Source organism: Enterobacter sp. 01-M-03-SI-ECC, assembly GCF_047530215.1.
GTDB classification, from domain to species: Bacteria; Pseudomonadota; Gammaproteobacteria; order Enterobacterales; family Enterobacteriaceae; genus Enterobacter; species Enterobacter chengduensis.
This window is the reverse complement of record NZ_JBLKDA010000012.1, coordinates 1-14,690: the sequence shown is the minus strand read 5'-3', so window position 1 is coordinate 14,690 and position 14,690 is coordinate 1. Positions and strand designations below refer to the sequence as shown.

Genomic DNA, 14,690 nt, shown 5'->3' with positions numbered 1-14,690 from the left:
AGGATAGCAAGACGTAAAGTTGTCTGGATGTGAGGATGGCTATATCGGCACGAAATGCTGCAAAAATGACCGTTTTTCGCGCGTATCAGCCGGCAGATATGCATCCGGCAGATAATCATTGCTGAAATTGGTCTAAATGCTTTACCCCCTGTAAATCCGCCATTTATTTCCGAAAGTTATAACAAATTCTTTTTTGTTCATTTAAAAGCTGATAACGCCTGTTTACTATCGTTTGGACATCCATACTGCTAAACCGCCAAGGGCGGCACGGATAACGAATAAGAATGATTGTACTGAGCAATATTTCGAAGATTTTTGACAACGGAAAGGTGGCACTCACTGCCGTTGATAACGTCAATTTGACGATAGCACAGGGACAAATTTACGGGATTATCGGTTACAGCGGGGCAGGTAAAAGCACGCTGATTCGTCTGCTCAACGGTCTGGAAAAACCGAGCAGCGGCAGCGTCACCATTAACGGACAGGACATTTCGGCGGCAAAAGGCGAAGCGCTGCGTCAGGCCCGCCTGAAGATCAGCATGGTGTTTCAGCACTTCAACCTGCTGTGGTCGCGCACGGTGAGCGAAAACATTGCGTTCTCGATGCAGATTGCCAGCGTGCCGAAAGCAAAAATCACCGCCCGCGTTGCGGAGCTGGTGGAGCTGGTTGGCCTGAAGGGGCGTGAGAATGCGTACCCGTCCCAGCTGAGCGGCGGGCAAAAGCAGCGCGTTGGTATTGCCCGTGCCCTGGCGAACAATCCTGACGTGCTGCTGTGCGATGAAGCCACCTCCGCGCTTGATCCGCAGACCACCGATCAGATACTCGATCTGCTGCTGGATATTAACCGCCGCTTCAGGCTCACCATCGTGCTGATCACCCACGAGATGCACGTGGTGCGCAAAATCTGCGACCGCGTGGCGGTGATGGAGAACGGTAAAGTGGTGGAAGAGGGCGACGTGCTGAGCGTCTTTACCCACCCGCAGCAGCCGATTACCCAGCAGTTTGTCCGCCAGGTAAGCCAGTACGCCGAGGAAGAAACCTTCAATACCGAGCTGGCAAACGATCTGGAAGGTACGGTCATCAGGCTGACCTTTACCGGGCACAGCACGCATAAGCCGATCGTGGGTGAACTGACCCTGCGCTACGGCCTGCCGTTTAACATCCTCCACGGGAAAATGACGCAAACCGCCCACGGCGTTTTCGGGCAACTCTGGGTCCACGTCGTGGCATCTGATGAACAACTGAACAATATCCTCGCCGACCTGCAGCACAGCGATATTGAAGGCGAGGTAATTAAACATGGCTGAGAATCTCTTTCCGCACCTCAAGTGGGATCAGCTCTGGGCGGCGACGCTGGAGACGCTGTACATGACCGCGCTTTCCGGCGTGGCGACCTTTATCCTGGGCATCGTGCTGGGTCTGGCGCTGTTTTTAACCGCGCGCGGCGGGCTGTTCCACAACCGCACGGTCTACAGCGTCATTTCGATCGTGGTGAACGTGTTCCGCTCGATTCCGTTCATCATTCTGATTGTCCTGCTGATCCCGTTCACCAAGACCGTCGTTGGCACCATTCTTGGGGCCAACGCGGCGCTGCCGGCGCTGATTGTCGGCGCCGCACCGTTCTACGCACGCCTGGTGGAAATCGCCCTGCGTGAAGTGGATAAAGGCGTGATAGAAGCGACGCGCTCGATGGGCGCACGGCTGAGCACGCTCGTGTTTCGGGTTTTACTGCCGGAATCATCACCTGCACTGGTATCGGGTATTACGGTGACGCTGATTGCGCTGGTGAGCTACAGCGCAATGGCCGGGGTGATTGGCGCCGGTGGTTTGGGAAATCTGGCTTATCTGGAAGGATTCCAGCGCAACCATGGTGACGTCACGCTGGTGGCAACGGTGACCATTCTGATCATCGTTTTCATTATCCAGTTCTGCGGCGATGTCATTACTTCATTGTTAGACAAAAGATAATCTCTAAAAACACACAGGAACCCCATCATGAAAAAAACACTGACACTGATCGCCGCCGCAACCCTGAGCGCCCTGAGCTTTGCCTCCTGGGCCGACACGCTGACCGTTGGCGCATCTAACACGCCGCATGCGGAAATTCTGGAGCAGGCAAAGCCGATTCTGGCGAAGCAGGGTATCGACCTGGAAATCAAACCGTTCCAGGACTATATTCTGCCGAACACCGCCCTGGCGGGTCATGACATCGACGCGAACTATTTCCAGCACATTCCTTACCTGAACAGCGTGCTGAAGGATCATGCGGGCGATAAAGACTACGACTTCGTCAGTGCAGGCGCGATCCACATTGAGCCTATCGGCATCTACTCTAAAAAATACAAGTCGCTGAAAGACCTGCCGGAAGGGGGCAAAATCATCATGCGTGACGCGGTTTCTGAAGAGGGGCGCATTCTCTCCATCTTTGAGAAAGAGGGCGTGATCAAGCTGAAGCCGGGCATTGATAAAGTGACCGCGCGCATCAGCGACATCGTTGAGAACCCGAAAAAGCTGAAGTTTACGCCTAACGTGGAAGCGTCCCTGCTGCCGCAGATGTACAACAACAACGAAGGCGACGCGGTGGTCATTAACGCCAACTACGCCATTGACGCGGGTCTGGATCCGGTTCACGACCCGATTGCGGTTGAGAGCGGTGAAAATAACCCGTACGCCAACATCATTACCGTGCATCGCGGTGACGAGAAGAAGAAAGATATTGTCGCGCTGGTGAACGTGCTGCACTCCAAAGAGATTCAGGACTGGATCCGCACCAAGTACAAAGGCGCGGTCATCCCGGTAAATAACTAATTTACTGATTTTACTGATGAAGCCCGGCGAGTCTCTCGCCGGGCTTCTTTTTTGTATCCGGCAGGAGAATCATTTAAGCTCAACGTTTACTAGGCAATGGAGTGATGACGATGGGTAACGTGACCAAAGATGAAGCGCTGTATCAGGAGATGTGCCGGGTGGTCGGAAAGGTGGTGCTTGAGATGCGTGATTTAGGGCAGGAGCCAAAGCATATTGTCATTGCCGGGGTACTGCGTACCGCGCTGGCGAACCAGCGCGTGAAACGCAGTGCATTGACAACCGAGGCAATGGAAACGGTGGTTAAAGCGCTGGCCGGGTAAGGTGCCAGCGTTTTGCAAGCTGCTCGAGCGAGCAGCAGAGCAGGTAGTAGACCACGCCCGTAAAGATAAAAATGGCCGCCGGGTAGATTTGCACCCGGTTGTTGACCTGTCCCGCCACCGTGGTCAGCTCCGGGACGTTGACGATAAACGCCAGCGACGTATCCTTCAGCAGGCTGATAAAAATCCCCACCAGAGACGGCAGAATATTCCTCAGCGCCTGCGGCAGCAGCACGCGCAAGAGGATTTGCCGGGTGCTGAACCCCTGAGACAGCGCCGCCTCGTGCTGCCCGGACGGCAGCGCGTTAAGCCCGGCGAGCACCGAGTGCATCACGGTTGCCGCGGTAAACCAGGCCAGCGCCAGCGTGACGGTCAGCGCCCCCGGCAGATCGCCTCCGGTCATAAGCGGCAGGAGATACCACATCCAGAAAATCACGAAGATGAGCGGGATCCCGCGAATCAGCTCTGCCCACAAAAAGAGGGCTTTTCGCACAAGCCCGGTAAAACGCCAGGCCAGACACGCGAGCACTATCCCTCCGGGCAGCGCGATGACGGCGGCCCCGGCCGCCATCATTAAGGAGAGCAACACGCCACCCGGTTCACCCGTTGCCGCGCGTCCCCACAGCAGATAATCGAGGTTATCGGTAATGACGTTAAGTCCGGCAATCATGTTTTTCACTCCCTGTGTTGGCGACGTTTGGACGCTGACGTTTCGCCTGAGGTCCAAGGCGAACCAGCACCATCCCCATGACCAGGCCGGTCAGCAGGTAGAGTGCGGTACCAAGGGTAAAGGCCTCCAGCGCGTGCGCGTTATAGCTCTCAATCTGCCTGACCTGATAGGTCAGCTCGGCAAAGCCAATCCCGCTGGCGAGCGAGGAGAGCTTCATCAGATTGAGGTACTGGCCCACGACCGGCTGCCAGGCGTTGGCAAGCCCCTGCGGCAGCAGGATGTAACGAAACAGACGCCACGCGGAGAAACCCTGAGCGAGCGCCGCCTCCCGCTGTCCGGCAGGCACGGAGCGTAACCCCGACTCCACCTCTTCGATTAAAAACGCCGAGGTAAACACGCCCAGCCCCCAGGCAGAACATAAAAATTCGGGCGTAAACCACCAGACGTCGCCGGGCAAAATGGACCAGCTGTGATCCGCGTTGACCACGTCGCGAAACGCCTGCGGCAGCCCGTTCCAGGCGGCAAAATACCAGAACAGAAGCTGCACCAGCAGCGGCGTATTGCGAAACAGCGACACCCAGCCGCTGACGACCGCGTTCCCGAGTCGTCCGCCGGAAAGGCGCAGGAGCATAAAGAGCAGGGCGAGCAGGCTGGCCAGCATCATCCCGGCAAGCGTTACCCACAGGGTGGTGAGAAATCCGGAGAGTATCCACTGCAGAGGCTGTCCGGTCAGTACTCCCTGCCAGTCGAGCGCGGGCATTACGGATGCTCCTGATGCAGCGGGTCGAGCACTTTTTGCAGGAACCGCTGCGCGCGCGGATGCGATGGCTGACTGAAAAACTGTGCCGGTGGCGCGGTTTCCAGAATTTGCCCGCCGTCGATAAAAACAATCCGGTCGGCAATTTCCCGGGCAAACTGCATCTCGTGGGTCACGACAATCATGGTGATCCCGCTGTGGGCGAGGGCTTTCATTACGTACAGCACTTCACCAATCATCTCCGGATCCAACGCGGAGGTGGGTTCATCGAACAGGATGATTTGCGGTGAAGAGGCCAGGGCGCGGGCAATCGCCACGCGCTGCTGCTGTCCACCAGAAAGCTCTGCCGGGAAATGGTGAGCTTTTTCCAGCATGCCGACCTTCTCCAGCAGGGCCAGCGCACGCTCGTGGGCGGGCTGTGGCTTCCAGCCGTGAACGTGTTCCAGGGCCAGGGTGATGTTCTGGCTGGCGGTGAGATGGGCGTAGAGATTGAACTGCTGGAACACAAATCCCACGCGGCTGCGCAGCTGACGCAGCCCGGTCCCGGAAAGCGTTCCGGTAGGCTTGTTGTCGACCAGGATCTCCCCGCCGCTCAGGGTTTCAAGCTGGTTAATAAGGCGGATCAGGGTAGATTTTCCGGATCCCGACGGGCCGAGGATAGCAACCACTTCCCCCGGCGTGATGGTGAGATTAATGTCGTTTAAAACCTGATGGTCGCCGTAGCGTTTCTCCACATGACGAAATTCGACGCTGGCCTGTTCCAGATGTGAAAAATCCGCGGCACCGGCCGCGGAGTGTGAAAATAAACCTGAGAGCATAATTATCTGGCTTCTATTTTAAAGGCGCGAGGCTGTGGTGCTGGGGTGCCTGGACCAAACCAGACGTCGTAGATTTTTGCCGCCTGACCGCTCTTCTCAAGATTAATCAGCTCGTCGTTAACGGCCTTCAGCAGCGCGGTTTCCCCTTTTTTCACCCCCACGCCAATCTCTTCTTTACTGAGCAGATCGGGCAGGATTTTGAAGTTGGCTTTGTCCGGTGCCTGCGCCAGCAGGCCGGCCAGAATGGTGCTGTCCTGAGTGATGGCCTGTACGTTGCCATTGCGCAGCGCCGTCAGCGCCAGGGGAATATCGTCATAAGAGAGCACGCGGGACTGCGGGAAACGCTGGTGCAGCGCCTGCTCGCCCGTTGTGCCTTTGACCGCGCCAATGCGCGCCCGGCTATAGTCATCAAGCTTGTCCGGTGATTTCGCCGGCACCAGGAACTGTTGGCCGGTGACGAAGTAAGGCGTTGAGAAATCAATCACCTGTGCGCGTTCCGGGGTGATAGTGATATCCGCCACGATCAGATCGGCTTTCCCGGACTGCAGAAGAGGAATACGGTTGGCCGGATTGGTGGCAACCAGCTCAAGCTTCACGCCGAGCGATTTGGCCAGCGCCCTGGCAAAGTCCACGTCATAACCCACGATTTCATGCGTTTTAGCATCAATCGAGCCAAACGGCGGGTTGGCGTCAAAGGTGGCCACTTTCACCACACCTGCTGCCTTAATATCCGCCAGCTGATCGGCCTGCGCCTGTACTGAAAGCAGGCTGCCCGCCGCCAGTAATCCCAGAACCAGTGCCCGTTTGTTAAACCCTTTCATTTTTGCTGCCATAGTCATCCGCCATCCCGTTGTTTTTGTTTTACCCCGCTACGCTCCCATAAGGGAAAGCTATCGCCAAATAAGAAATCGTTCTTAGCTATGAGCAAAAAAGCATTAGTGAACAAGGTGTTAATGAAGAGTAAAAAAGGACAGGGCGCTATTTGCAGATCCTGCACATCAACAGTGGATTTTGGTATTTCACCCGCGCGACGTTTGGGTGTTTAACTGAGATCAGACACGGCGAGAGAGGGTAAGACGATGAAAAAATGGATCAGCACGTTACGGCGGTTTTTTGCGACCCGACCAGTGAATGCGGAGAACAGCGCGCAACGTGTTCTTGAGTCAATCCTGCCCGTCGCCAGCCTGTATGGCGTGGACGTTGCGAACATTGACCCGGAGTGGTTCCATGATAAAACGTCACGCTGAACTGCGCCGCACGCGCGAAATGTACTGGAATGAGCTGTGCGTGACGTTTAAAGAGTGAAATAAAAAAGCACCGGTTTCCCGGTGCTTTTTTATTAGATTTTGCAGGCATCGCCGCAGTCGTCGTCGGCGACAAGCGCCTGGGCTTTTTTATCCGCGTCGTCCAGACGTTCCGCATTACGCTCTTCTGCTTCATCCAGACCGCTGAAGACTAAGTTATCGAGATCAATTTCCATGTGGCACCTGCTCTGTTCAGTTTTTGATACTGGCACAGTATAGGGCAAAAAAAGCCGGCAATGTACCTCGCAGCACATAAGGATAATCCCTGCCATACTCAGTGCTTTATCGCTGAGGAGCGCACATGATTACCCTCTGTAAAACCTGTGGAACCGCCTACGATGCGCAGCCGGACAGCTGCCCTGTTTGCGAGGATGAACGCCAGTATGTGCCCGCCACGGGCCAGGCGTGGACCGAACTCGACACCGTTACCGCCACGCATACCAACAAATGGCAGCTGCTGGCGCCGCGGCTGTTCGGGATCAAAACGGTTCCGGCGTTTGCCATCAACCAGCGGGCGCTGCTGCTGCAAACGTCCCACGGCAATATTCTCTGGGACTGCATCGCCAACCTCGATCCCGCAACCAAAACGCTCATCGCCGCCCTCGGCGGCATCAGCGCGATAGCGATTTCCCATCCGCACTATTACACCACCATGCAGGAATGGGCCGCGGCGTTTGATGCGCCTGTCTATCTGCACGCCAGCGACAGAGAGTGGGTGATGCGCCGCAGCCCGGCCATTCATTTCTGGGAGGGAGATGCGCTGGAGATTTTCCCGTCGGTCACCCTGCTGCGTTTGGGCGGTCATTTTGCCGGCGGAACGGTGCTGCACTGGCAGGAGGAGGGCGGGGTATTGCTGGTGGGCGATATTTTGCAGGTCACGCCGGGTAAAGACGCCGTGTCGTTTATGTGGAGCTACCCGAACTATCTGCCGCTCCCGGCCCGCGCCGTGGCGTCGGTCGTGAGTCATCTGGAAGGCAGATCGTTTGAACGTCTTTACGGCGCGTTCGAAGGGCAGAACATCCTCGCCAGCGCGGACGAGATTGTGCAGCGGTCGGGCCAGAAATATATTGCTTGTCTGAAGTGAAGCGCGGTGGGTAAACTTTACGAGTGTGATCGCGATCATACCTAAACGAAAACAGATAAAAGAGACATTGCTATGCAACATATCATTGAAGGTTTTCTCAGCTTTCAAAAAGAGATTTTCCCGCAACGTAAAGAACTCTTCCGCAGTTTAGCGTCCAGCCAGAATCCCAAAGCGCTGTTCATCTCATGCTCCGACAGCCGTCTGGTCCCGGAACTGGTCACCCAGCAGGAGCCGGGACAACTCTTTGTCATTCGTAATGCTGGCAACATTGTGCCGCCGTTCGGTCCGGAGCCAGGCGGCGTGTCCGCAACCATCGAATACGCCGTTGTAGCGCTGGGCGTCACGGATATCGTGATTTGCGGTCACTCCAACTGCGGTGCAATGAAGGCGATTGCCGATAACGCAAACCTGGAGCCGATGCCGGCCGTGTCACACTGGCTGCGCTACTCCGACGCGGCGAAAGCCGTGGTAGAGAAGAAAACCTGGGATAAACCGATCGATAAGGTCAACGCGATGGTGCAGGAGAACGTGTTTGCGCAGCTGAGCAACATTAAGACCCATCCGTCCGTTGCGGTGGGCCTGCGTAATAATTCCATCCGCCTGCACGGCTGGGTGTACGACATTGAAAGCGGCGAAATTCTCGCGCTGGATAAAGGCACGAAAACCTTCGTTTCGCTGTCTGAAAACCCGGAAGTCTTCTTCGAGTAATCCGCAACAGCAGGGCATGGAAGCCCTGTCAGTCCTCCGTATACGTTAATCTCCGCCGCAATCCCGACGCGGGTCTTTCCGCCGCCTTCGCCATGGCTTTCGCAATTTCCGCACACTCCGCCAGCCCCTGAACGAAGGGACGATCGTGCATCAGCCACGGTATTGCGCCGAAGGCGATGCGCCCGCGAACGGCGTCAGGCGCGTTCAGGGTATAATCTTCGCCGACGTCGGGTATCTCTTCGCCCGTGGCCTCCAGCTGTTTACGCAGCGTCGGAAAGGGTAGATCTCTCGTTTTGAGCGGCTTTTGCCCGCGCGCGTCAATAAAAACGTCGAAACGGTAAGCGGTCTCTTTTGTGGTGATCACCGTTCGATCGCTGCCAATATCCAGCGTGTAATCGTCTCCGAGCGCCGCTACGCTAATGATGCCGGCTTCGCGAAGCGCGAGCAGCCTGCGGATCGACTGCGGAGGAATGGCCGCATAGTTATCGATAAATACCCGCGCCAGCCCGTGTTTGAAGCGCCTGGCGTCTCGCTCGTCAAGATGGGGCACGATCGCCTGGACCACTTCATGCAGCCGAAGCACGGTATAGCGCCAGGCCACGGTGCGGCGCTCGCGCTTATTTTTCTCCACTTCATTCAGGTTATCTTCTGCCCAGGTGAAGGGGCCGTGCCGTTTACGATCCTCAAACCAGGCCTCACGAATGCTGTCCGCGTTAAGCGTATGCAGCGAAATTTTCTCGCACCACGTCGGGTCGGCAAGCTGCAGCTCTTTGACCATCAGGGTGAAGATGCGGTCGAGCAGGCCATCCGATCCTTTGGCAATCTCGCTTTCGACCACGCGTTCGGTCAACACCGACAACGGTTCGTAAGGAATAGGGCAGTAAAAATCAGCTTCCGGCAGTATGCCCGTCCGGGAGATCAGGACAATCTTCAGCGCGTCGCTGCCTTTATCCAGCACGAACCTATCGTCGCGAAAGGCACCGTGCTGCATCACGACCGCCATCGCCGCGTCGAGACCGCTCAGGGATGTCCCCATAATGCCAACGCGGCAGGGAGGAATACTGGCATCCATCAGGCCGGACCAGGGGCTTGGGAAGAACGTTCGCGTGGCTTCATCCTCTTCTGGCCAGACGTGGCCGGTGGCGATCGCCGCAAGGTCGAAGCGTTCAGGAAAGGCGCTGCCGTTGACGGAGAGCGTGACGCCTTCTTTGTCGGGCGCGATATCGGTGACCCGGGCGGCTTCATGAACATCAACCTGAAATCCCCGCTTTTTCGCCTCTTTTACGATAGATCGGAAGCTGTCGCGAAAATACTCGCCCAGCAGGAGGCGGGGGAGGAACTGCCGGTCATGCAGGCGGGCTTTATCAACCTTAAAGCGCGCAAGATGGGCGTCGCTCTGGCCCTTAAGCCAGTCGAGGTAGGTCATAAAAATCGGCGGGATTTCAATGCTCGCGATATTTGCCAGCATCAGACGCGAGTTATCGTCGTCGTTATAGGGCATGCCTACGCCCGCTTCATCAGCTTGTTCAAACACGGAGATGGCAAGCGGCTGCGGGTTGTTCAGAAGCGCGTAAAAGGTATAAATCCCTGTTGGGCCGGAACCGATAATGGCGATTTTCTTCATCGACGGTCTTCCTGTTTTTTTCCATGAGGAAAGCGTAGCAGGAGAACAGTGATAAAAATGAAGGATTAGGAAAATTCAGGATATCAGAAGATGATTTGCACCATTTCAGGACTGAAATGGTGCGTCCGAGTGGACTCGAACCACCGACCCCCACCATGTCAAGGTGGTGCTCTAACCAACTGAGCTACGGACGCAGAATGGTGCGTTCAATTGGACTCGAACCAACGACCCCCACCATGTCAAGGTGGTGCTCTAACCAACTGAGCTATGAACGCAACGTGTTGTCGGTGACAACGGGGACGAATATTAGCGGCACAGCATCGAGGTGGCAAGAGGGAAAATGCAATTTTCTCTCTGATTTCACGCGATTGCTGTATTACCGCGCAAAGTGAAGAGAAAGTAGCCGCCGGGCGGCGGCTACTGCGTATTTAACGTGCAGCGCGTTGCAAAATGATCGTTGATGGCTGGCGCTGCAGGAAGCGCATGCGCATCATCATCATAATTGCCGCCGACGTCAGGCCGATGATAAAGCCCATCCAGAACCCGGCAGGCCCCATGCGGTCAACCACCAGATCGGTCAACGCCAGAATATAGCCACACGGCAGACCCAGCACCCAGTAGGCGATGAAGGTGATAAAGAAGATGGAGCGCGTGTCTTTATATCCGCGAAGCACGCCGCTGCCAATCACCTGAATGGAGTCAGAAATTTGGTAAATCGCGGCCAGCAGCATCAGGTGCGAAGCCAGCGCGACCACCTCCGGGTTGTCGTTGTAGAGCAGGGCAATCTGCTCGCGTAGGGCAACGGTAAAGAGCGCCGTGCAGACCGCCATGCAGACGCCGACGCCCAGCCCGGTGCGGGCGGCCGTTTGCGCATCCAGCGTTGAGCCCTGGCCCAGGCGGAAGCCCACGCGAATCGTGACCGCCGCGGCCAGCGACATGGGCAGGACGAACATCAGGGAGCTGAAGTTGAGGGCAATCTGGTGACCGGCCACGTTCACAATGCCCAGCGGTGAGACCAGCAGGGCGACGACGGCAAACAGGGTCACCTCAAAGAACAGCGCGAGGGCAATCGGCAGCCCTAGCTGCACCAGACGCGTCATGATGTTCCAGTCCGGCGTGCTGAACCTGTTCTCGTTGCGAATATCGCGCATGGAACGGGCGCGTTTTACAAAAGCGATCATCGCGAAGAACATCACCCAGTAAACGGCGGCTGTTGCCACGCCGCAGCCAACGCCGCCCAGCTCCGGCATTCCGAAATGACCGTAAATAAAGACATAGTTCACCGGAATGTTGACCAGCAAACCGATAAAGCCCATCACCATGCCGGGCTTGGTTTTCGCCAGACCCTCACACTGGTTACGCGCCACCTGGAAAAAGAGATAGCCCGGCGCGCCCCACAGCAGCGCGCGCAGATAGCCCACGGCTTTATCCGCCAGAGCAGGATCAATGTTATGCATAGCGCGAATGATGTGGCCCGCGTTCCAGAGCACGACCATGATCAGCACGGAGACAAACCCGGCCAGCCAGAAACCCTGACGCACCTGATGGGCAATGCGCTCGCGGCGGCCCGAACCGTTGAGCTGAGCGATTACCGGAGTGAGCGCGAGCAGCAAACCGTGGCCGAACAGGATGGCCGGAAGCCAGATTGACGTGCCGATGGCCACCGCCGCCATGTCGGTGGCGCTGTAGCCGCCTGCCATTACCGTATCCACAAATCCCATTGCGGTCTGGGCCACTTGCGCGACGATCACGGGTATAGCCAGTGCCAATAACTGGCGCGCTTCATTCATGTACTTCTGCACGTGAACACCTTTATTTTGTAATTATTTGAAAGACTAAAAAAGCCGCCGAAACGGGCAGCAAGAAGAAGATGCAGGGGGGTGCCAGCTATTGTAGCGGGCTTTAGCTATTTATCTAGTGAAAAAATCGCCAGAAAATGCGCTCCGCTGGCAACCTCTTTTTCCAACTGTTATTGTGGTGGGATTAAACGGTGTTACCACCGTCCGGAAAAAACAGGAGTTGTAAGCATGTTTACTGGTATTGTACAGGGCACTGCCAAAGTGGTGTCCATTGATGAAAAACCTAATTTCCGTACGCATGTTGTAGAGCTGCCGGAATATATGCTTGATGGCATCGAAACCGGCGCGTCGATCGCGCATAACGGCTGCTGCCTGACCGTGACCGAAATTAACGGCAACCAGATTAGCTTTGATTTAATGAAAGAGACGCTGCGCATCACCAACCTGGGCGAGCTGGCGGTGGGCGATACCGTCAACGTTGAACGCGCGGCGAAGTTCAGCGATGAGATTGGCGGCCATCTGATGTCGGGGCACATCATGACCACCGCTGAAGTGGCGAAAATCGTCACCTCGGAAAATAACCGTCAAATCTGGTTTAAAATGCAGGATCCGTCATTAATGAAATACATCCTCTACAAAGGATTTATTGGCATTGACGGGATTAGCCTGACGGTGGGGGAAGTGACCCCAACGCGTTTTTGCGTGCATTTAATTCCTGAAACGCTGCAGCGTACTACGCTTGGCGCGAAAAAGCTGGGGCATCGCGTGAATATCGAAATCGATCCGCAAACCCAGGCGGTGGTGGATACGGTTGAGCGCGTTCTGGCGGCAAAAGAAGCCGCAATAATAAAGAGCGTAGAAGAAGAATAAAAAAATAACCCCGGCATACCCGTAATGCTGGTCACCCAAGGTGATCAGCATTCATTCTCGCTCTATATTACTGTGTTTTACTTTAGCTATATTAAACCGCTCTACAATATATATCTTCTTCGGTGAGTTCGCGATATGCTATTACAGGCTCAGGATCTCTGTCGCCTCCGGTTGACTGGTCCCAACCCGGCATCCCCTTCAGCCCCAGCGGATCAACCCATCCAACCGGATCCCCATTCGCATACGCATACCCGTTCAGTCCACCCGCCAGCCCCACCGGGTCAGGCGTGATATACCGTCCGTGGCACGGGTCGTAGTAACGGTGCAGATTGTAAAAGAGCCCGGTCTCGCGATCTTCATACTGGCCCGGCAGGCGCAGGCAGTTATCTGCCCCCTCAGCCAGCCAGGCCTCGTCCGTGAGGTTACCCCAGGCGAGCCGCTGTGCCCGCCAGACCGTTTTCCTCGCAGAGTCCACCAGCTGGCCATCAACGGTTTAGTCTGTGCTGGCATTTATACTTGTCCATAATGGCAGCATATTCGGTATTAAAACATTCACTTCGACAACATAAAAATTATTTTATATATTTTTGGGGATTGTCTCTTACTTGTTTCAAAAAATAATTTAACTTATTCTTGTCCTGAATAAGCTCCATGCTTTTACTCAAGCTTAATGGTATCTTTACTTCAAATAGTGCGGAGCTACCACACATTACATTAATGTGCCTGCCAACATTATCTTCGATAATTTCGTAGTTATATGGTTCTGAAATAATTATTGGCATCAATATTTCCTTTCTGTGTATGAGCCCTTGGGAATACTGTCTACAACGCCCTCTGGCATGCCTGTAGGCAACCTACCACCCGGCAACCATTGAGAGTTTGCACCAAACTCATTTCCTGCGGGGAATCTTAAATTCAGAGATGATGGGTGCTGAATGTCAATTATAGATAATACTCTTCCTTGCCAACTTCCAGCGTCTGATCCCGGTTCTCCAGAACACCTCAAGTTTCGGAGGGGTGTATTGTGCTGATGGCGGACGGTAACGAGGTACAGGAGCTGCGCGAGCAGCTTTATCAGGCTAAACAGGTGGTTAAGGGAATTAAAAACGGAATGTTTAGTGTATTGAACGGAGATTAAATAATAAAAAAGCCGGGAAGATGAGAAGATCTTTCCAGCTTTTTTATAAAATCACCACCATATAGGATAATTTAAAAATCCACTTTTTATAACTTCTAATACATCCTGAGATATCTCAACAGAATAACATACTGATATTTCAGACGTATCACCAGATTTTTTTATATCATTTAGTGATAGGGTGTAATGATTATTTTTTAATCTACTCAGGCAAAGTAAAACATTACCATCAATATCTAACAGAGATAACGTATCATCGTTATTTTTGATGGATAAAATAAAATCATCCAACGCCTTGCATGTTATCCAGACATTTCCGTCATAATTTAAAGAATATGATAAACAACTTACTGCTACGTGGAGTTTAAATTTAATTGACGGGATATGATCATCAAGATCAACTTCATCTAATGTTACCGTCAACGGTTCCCTAATCATAAACAACATATATCTACCCCATCGGATTTGCATGCATAACAGCAGGTAAGTCACCTGACTGGCGAGGCGGAGATAATTTTAACTCCCAGCCACCAACATTCATTAGCGCATCATATTTTATACCACCCGTTGTAGCTGAATCTAGGGCAGCCTGTAAGCCTCTCAACTATTCTTGAGAGGTTAATCTCACGGTATCAGGAATGTAATATTTTGCCTTATATTGTGCATATTCGGGGCTTTGTTGAATAAATCGAACTTTTGCTGAGTTGAAGGATCAGATCACGCATCTTCCCGACAACGCAGACCGTTCCGTGGCAAAGCAAAAGTTCAAAATCACCAACTGGCCCACCTACAA

The 14,690-nt window shown here is 54.3% G+C and carries 19 protein-coding genes and 2 tRNA genes; 9 read left to right on the top strand and 12 right to left on the bottom strand.

Annotated features, from left to right (window positions below; translation table 11 throughout):
- The first annotated feature begins 284 nt into the window (after nt 1-284).
- From ACMWKK_RS12690 to fumD, 4 genes are all read left to right on the top strand, one after another.
- A complete protein-coding gene (locus ACMWKK_RS12690) occupies nt 285-1,307 on the top strand; it encodes a methionine ABC transporter ATP-binding protein (RefSeq protein ID WP_112780704.1) in 1,023 nt (340 codons plus the stop codon).
- A complete protein-coding gene (locus ACMWKK_RS12685; RefSeq protein WP_045327100.1) occupies nt 1,300-1,968 on the top strand; it encodes a methionine ABC transporter permease in 669 nt (222 codons plus the stop codon). Before ACMWKK_RS12690 ends, ACMWKK_RS12685 begins: the two co-directional genes overlap by 8 nt.
- A gap of 27 nt (nt 1,969-1,995) precedes the next feature.
- A complete protein-coding gene (locus tag ACMWKK_RS12680) occupies nt 1,996-2,808 on the top strand; it encodes a MetQ/NlpA family ABC transporter substrate-binding protein (protein WP_008500616.1) in 813 nt (270 codons plus the stop codon).
- A 110-nt stretch (nt 2,809-2,918) separates the two neighbouring features.
- Nucleotides 2,919-3,128, top strand: a complete 210-nt coding sequence (gene fumD / locus ACMWKK_RS12675; protein WP_023343959.1) for a fumarate hydratase FumD — start codon at nt 2,919-2,921, stop codon at nt 3,126-3,128.
- Here fumD and ACMWKK_RS12670 read toward each other — a convergent pair.
- The 4 genes from ACMWKK_RS12670 to ACMWKK_RS12655 are packed head-to-tail and all read right to left on the bottom strand — an operon-like array spanning nt 3,109 to nt 6,203.
- On the bottom strand, nt 3,109-3,795 hold the full coding sequence (locus ACMWKK_RS12670) for an amino acid ABC transporter permease (protein WP_112780703.1): 687 nt from the start codon (nt 3,793-3,795) through the stop codon (nt 3,109-3,111). The two genes, fumD and ACMWKK_RS12670, sit on opposite strands and share 20 nt — an antisense overlap.
- Complete coding sequence (locus ACMWKK_RS12665; protein WP_112780702.1) at nt 3,779-4,555, bottom strand: amino acid ABC transporter permease; 777 nt, start codon at nt 4,553-4,555, stop codon at nt 3,779-3,781. The genes ACMWKK_RS12670 and ACMWKK_RS12665 overlap by 17 nt, the downstream gene beginning before the upstream one ends.
- Nucleotides 4,555-5,370: an amino acid ABC transporter ATP-binding protein gene (locus ACMWKK_RS12660; protein WP_032639958.1), complete on the bottom strand. Its 816-nt coding sequence runs from the start codon at nt 5,368-5,370 to the stop codon at nt 4,555-4,557. The genes ACMWKK_RS12665 and ACMWKK_RS12660 overlap by 1 nt, the downstream gene beginning before the upstream one ends.
- Nucleotides 5,371-5,372: 2 nt before the next feature.
- Entirely contained in the window at nt 5,373-6,203 is an 831-nt protein-coding gene (locus ACMWKK_RS12655) for an ABC transporter substrate-binding protein (RefSeq protein ID WP_181663659.1), read from the bottom strand.
- A gap of 246 nt (nt 6,204-6,449) precedes the next feature.
- On the opposite strand from ACMWKK_RS12655, the gene ACMWKK_RS12650 reads away from it, so the two are divergent.
- Nucleotides 6,450-6,617: a hypothetical protein gene (locus ACMWKK_RS12650; protein WP_014831607.1), complete on the top strand. Its 168-nt coding sequence runs from the start codon at nt 6,450-6,452 to the stop codon at nt 6,615-6,617.
- Nucleotides 6,618-6,709: 92 nt separating this feature from the next.
- On the opposite strand, the gene ACMWKK_RS12645 is transcribed toward ACMWKK_RS12650, so the two are convergent.
- Nucleotides 6,710-6,850, bottom strand: coding sequence for a hypothetical protein (locus ACMWKK_RS12645; RefSeq protein ID WP_112780701.1), 141 nt, complete (start codon nt 6,848-6,850; stop codon nt 6,710-6,712).
- 125 nt (nt 6,851-6,975) lie between these two features.
- Between ACMWKK_RS12645 and ACMWKK_RS12640 the strand changes: the two genes are divergently transcribed.
- Together ACMWKK_RS12640 and ACMWKK_RS12635 are read left to right on the top strand one after the other, a co-directional pair.
- Nucleotides 6,976-7,758 (top strand): MBL fold metallo-hydrolase, encoded by a 783-nt coding sequence (locus ACMWKK_RS12640; RefSeq protein ID WP_112780700.1) that lies wholly within the window; start codon nt 6,976-6,978, stop codon nt 7,756-7,758.
- Nucleotides 7,759-7,830: 72 nt separating this feature from the next.
- Nucleotides 7,831-8,466 (top strand): carbonic anhydrase, encoded by a 636-nt coding sequence (locus ACMWKK_RS12635; protein WP_025758321.1) that lies wholly within the window; start codon nt 7,831-7,833, stop codon nt 8,464-8,466.
- Nucleotides 8,467-8,494: 28 nt separating this feature from the next.
- Here ACMWKK_RS12635 and ACMWKK_RS12630 read toward each other — a convergent pair whose 3' ends face one another.
- From ACMWKK_RS12630 to mdtK, 4 genes are all read right to left on the bottom strand, one after another.
- Complete coding sequence (locus ACMWKK_RS12630) at nt 8,495-10,090, bottom strand: FAD-NAD(P)-binding protein (RefSeq protein ID WP_112780699.1); 1,596 nt, start codon at nt 10,088-10,090, stop codon at nt 8,495-8,497.
- 117 nt (nt 10,091-10,207) lie between these two features.
- Nucleotides 10,208-10,284: transfer RNA gene (locus ACMWKK_RS12625), tRNA-Val, on the bottom strand.
- Nucleotides 10,285-10,288: 4 nt separating this feature from the next.
- Nucleotides 10,289-10,365 (bottom strand) — tRNA-Val (locus ACMWKK_RS12620).
- 153 nt (nt 10,366-10,518) lie between these two features.
- Nucleotides 10,519-11,892, bottom strand: coding sequence for an MdtK family multidrug efflux MATE transporter (gene mdtK, locus ACMWKK_RS12615; protein ID WP_112780698.1), 1,374 nt, complete (start codon nt 11,890-11,892; stop codon nt 10,519-10,521).
- Nucleotides 11,893-12,117: 225 nt separating this feature from the next.
- Between mdtK and ACMWKK_RS12610 the strand changes: the two genes are divergently transcribed.
- Nucleotides 12,118-12,759, top strand: coding sequence for a riboflavin synthase subunit alpha (locus ACMWKK_RS12610; protein WP_112780697.1), 642 nt, complete (start codon nt 12,118-12,120; stop codon nt 12,757-12,759).
- A gap of 91 nt (nt 12,760-12,850) precedes the next feature.
- Here ACMWKK_RS12610 and ACMWKK_RS12605 read toward each other — a convergent pair whose 3' ends face one another.
- The 3 genes from ACMWKK_RS12605 to ACMWKK_RS12595 form a co-directional block, all read right to left on the bottom strand.
- Nucleotides 12,851-13,234, bottom strand: a complete 384-nt coding sequence (locus ACMWKK_RS12605) for an RHS repeat-associated core domain-containing protein (protein ID WP_309472267.1) — start codon at nt 13,232-13,234, stop codon at nt 12,851-12,853.
- A gap of 97 nt (nt 13,235-13,331) precedes the next feature.
- Nucleotides 13,332-13,541: a hypothetical protein gene (locus ACMWKK_RS12600; protein WP_112780695.1), complete on the bottom strand. Its 210-nt coding sequence runs from the start codon at nt 13,539-13,541 to the stop codon at nt 13,332-13,334.
- 407 nt (nt 13,542-13,948) lie between these two features.
- Nucleotides 13,949-14,344 carry a hypothetical protein gene (locus ACMWKK_RS12595; RefSeq protein WP_139156896.1) on the bottom strand — a complete coding sequence of 132 codons (396 nt, stop codon included), beginning with the start codon at nt 14,342-14,344 and terminating at the stop codon, nt 13,949-13,951.
- Nucleotides 14,345-14,601: 257 nt separating this feature from the next.
- Here ACMWKK_RS12595 and ACMWKK_RS12590 point away from each other — a divergent pair.
- Nucleotides 14,602-14,690: hypothetical protein (locus tag ACMWKK_RS12590; RefSeq protein WP_225526352.1), on the top strand; the 89-nt coding region annotated here is incomplete at its 3' end.

Bases quoted from the DNA above. Each gene is read 5' to 3' on its own strand.
- ACMWKK_RS12610 (WP_112780697.1), top strand. From the start codon at position 12,118: ATGTTTACTGGTATTGTACAGGGCACTGCCAAAGTGGTGTCCATTGAT.
- ACMWKK_RS12600 (WP_112780695.1), bottom strand. From the start codon at position 13,541: ATGCCAATAATTATTTCAGAACCATATAACTACGAAATTATCGAAGAT.
- ACMWKK_RS12650 (WP_014831607.1), top strand. From the start codon at position 6,450: ATGAAAAAATGGATCAGCACGTTACGGCGGTTTTTTGCGACCCGACCA.
- ACMWKK_RS12660 (WP_032639958.1), bottom strand. From the start codon at position 5,370: ATGCTCTCAGGTTTATTTTCACACTCCGCGGCCGGTGCCGCGGATTTT.
- ACMWKK_RS12665 (WP_112780702.1), bottom strand. From the start codon at position 4,555: ATGCCCGCGCTCGACTGGCAGGGAGTACTGACCGGACAGCCTCTGCAG.
- ACMWKK_RS12690 (WP_112780704.1), top strand. From the start codon at position 285: ATGATTGTACTGAGCAATATTTCGAAGATTTTTGACAACGGAAAGGTG.
- ACMWKK_RS12640 (WP_112780700.1), top strand. From the start codon at position 6,976: ATGATTACCCTCTGTAAAACCTGTGGAACCGCCTACGATGCGCAGCCG.
- fumD (WP_023343959.1), top strand. From the start codon at position 2,919: ATGGGTAACGTGACCAAAGATGAAGCGCTGTATCAGGAGATGTGCCGG.
- ACMWKK_RS12685 (WP_045327100.1), top strand. From the start codon at position 1,300: ATGGCTGAGAATCTCTTTCCGCACCTCAAGTGGGATCAGCTCTGGGCG.
- ACMWKK_RS12670 (WP_112780703.1), bottom strand. From the start codon at position 3,795: ATGATTGCCGGACTTAACGTCATTACCGATAACCTCGATTATCTGCTG.
- ACMWKK_RS12680 (WP_008500616.1), top strand. From the start codon at position 1,996: ATGAAAAAAACACTGACACTGATCGCCGCCGCAACCCTGAGCGCCCTG.
- ACMWKK_RS12645 (WP_112780701.1), bottom strand. From the start codon at position 6,850: ATGGAAATTGATCTCGATAACTTAGTCTTCAGCGGTCTGGATGAAGCA.
- ACMWKK_RS12655 (WP_181663659.1), bottom strand. From the start codon at position 6,203: ATGGCAGCAAAAATGAAAGGGTTTAACAAACGGGCACTGGTTCTGGGA.
- ACMWKK_RS12635 (WP_025758321.1), top strand. From the start codon at position 7,831: ATGCAACATATCATTGAAGGTTTTCTCAGCTTTCAAAAAGAGATTTTC.
- ACMWKK_RS12630 (WP_112780699.1), bottom strand. From the start codon at position 10,090: ATGAAGAAAATCGCCATTATCGGTTCCGGCCCAACAGGGATTTATACC.
- ACMWKK_RS12595 (WP_139156896.1), bottom strand. From the start codon at position 14,344: ATGTTGTTTATGATTAGGGAACCGTTGACGGTAACATTAGATGAAGTT.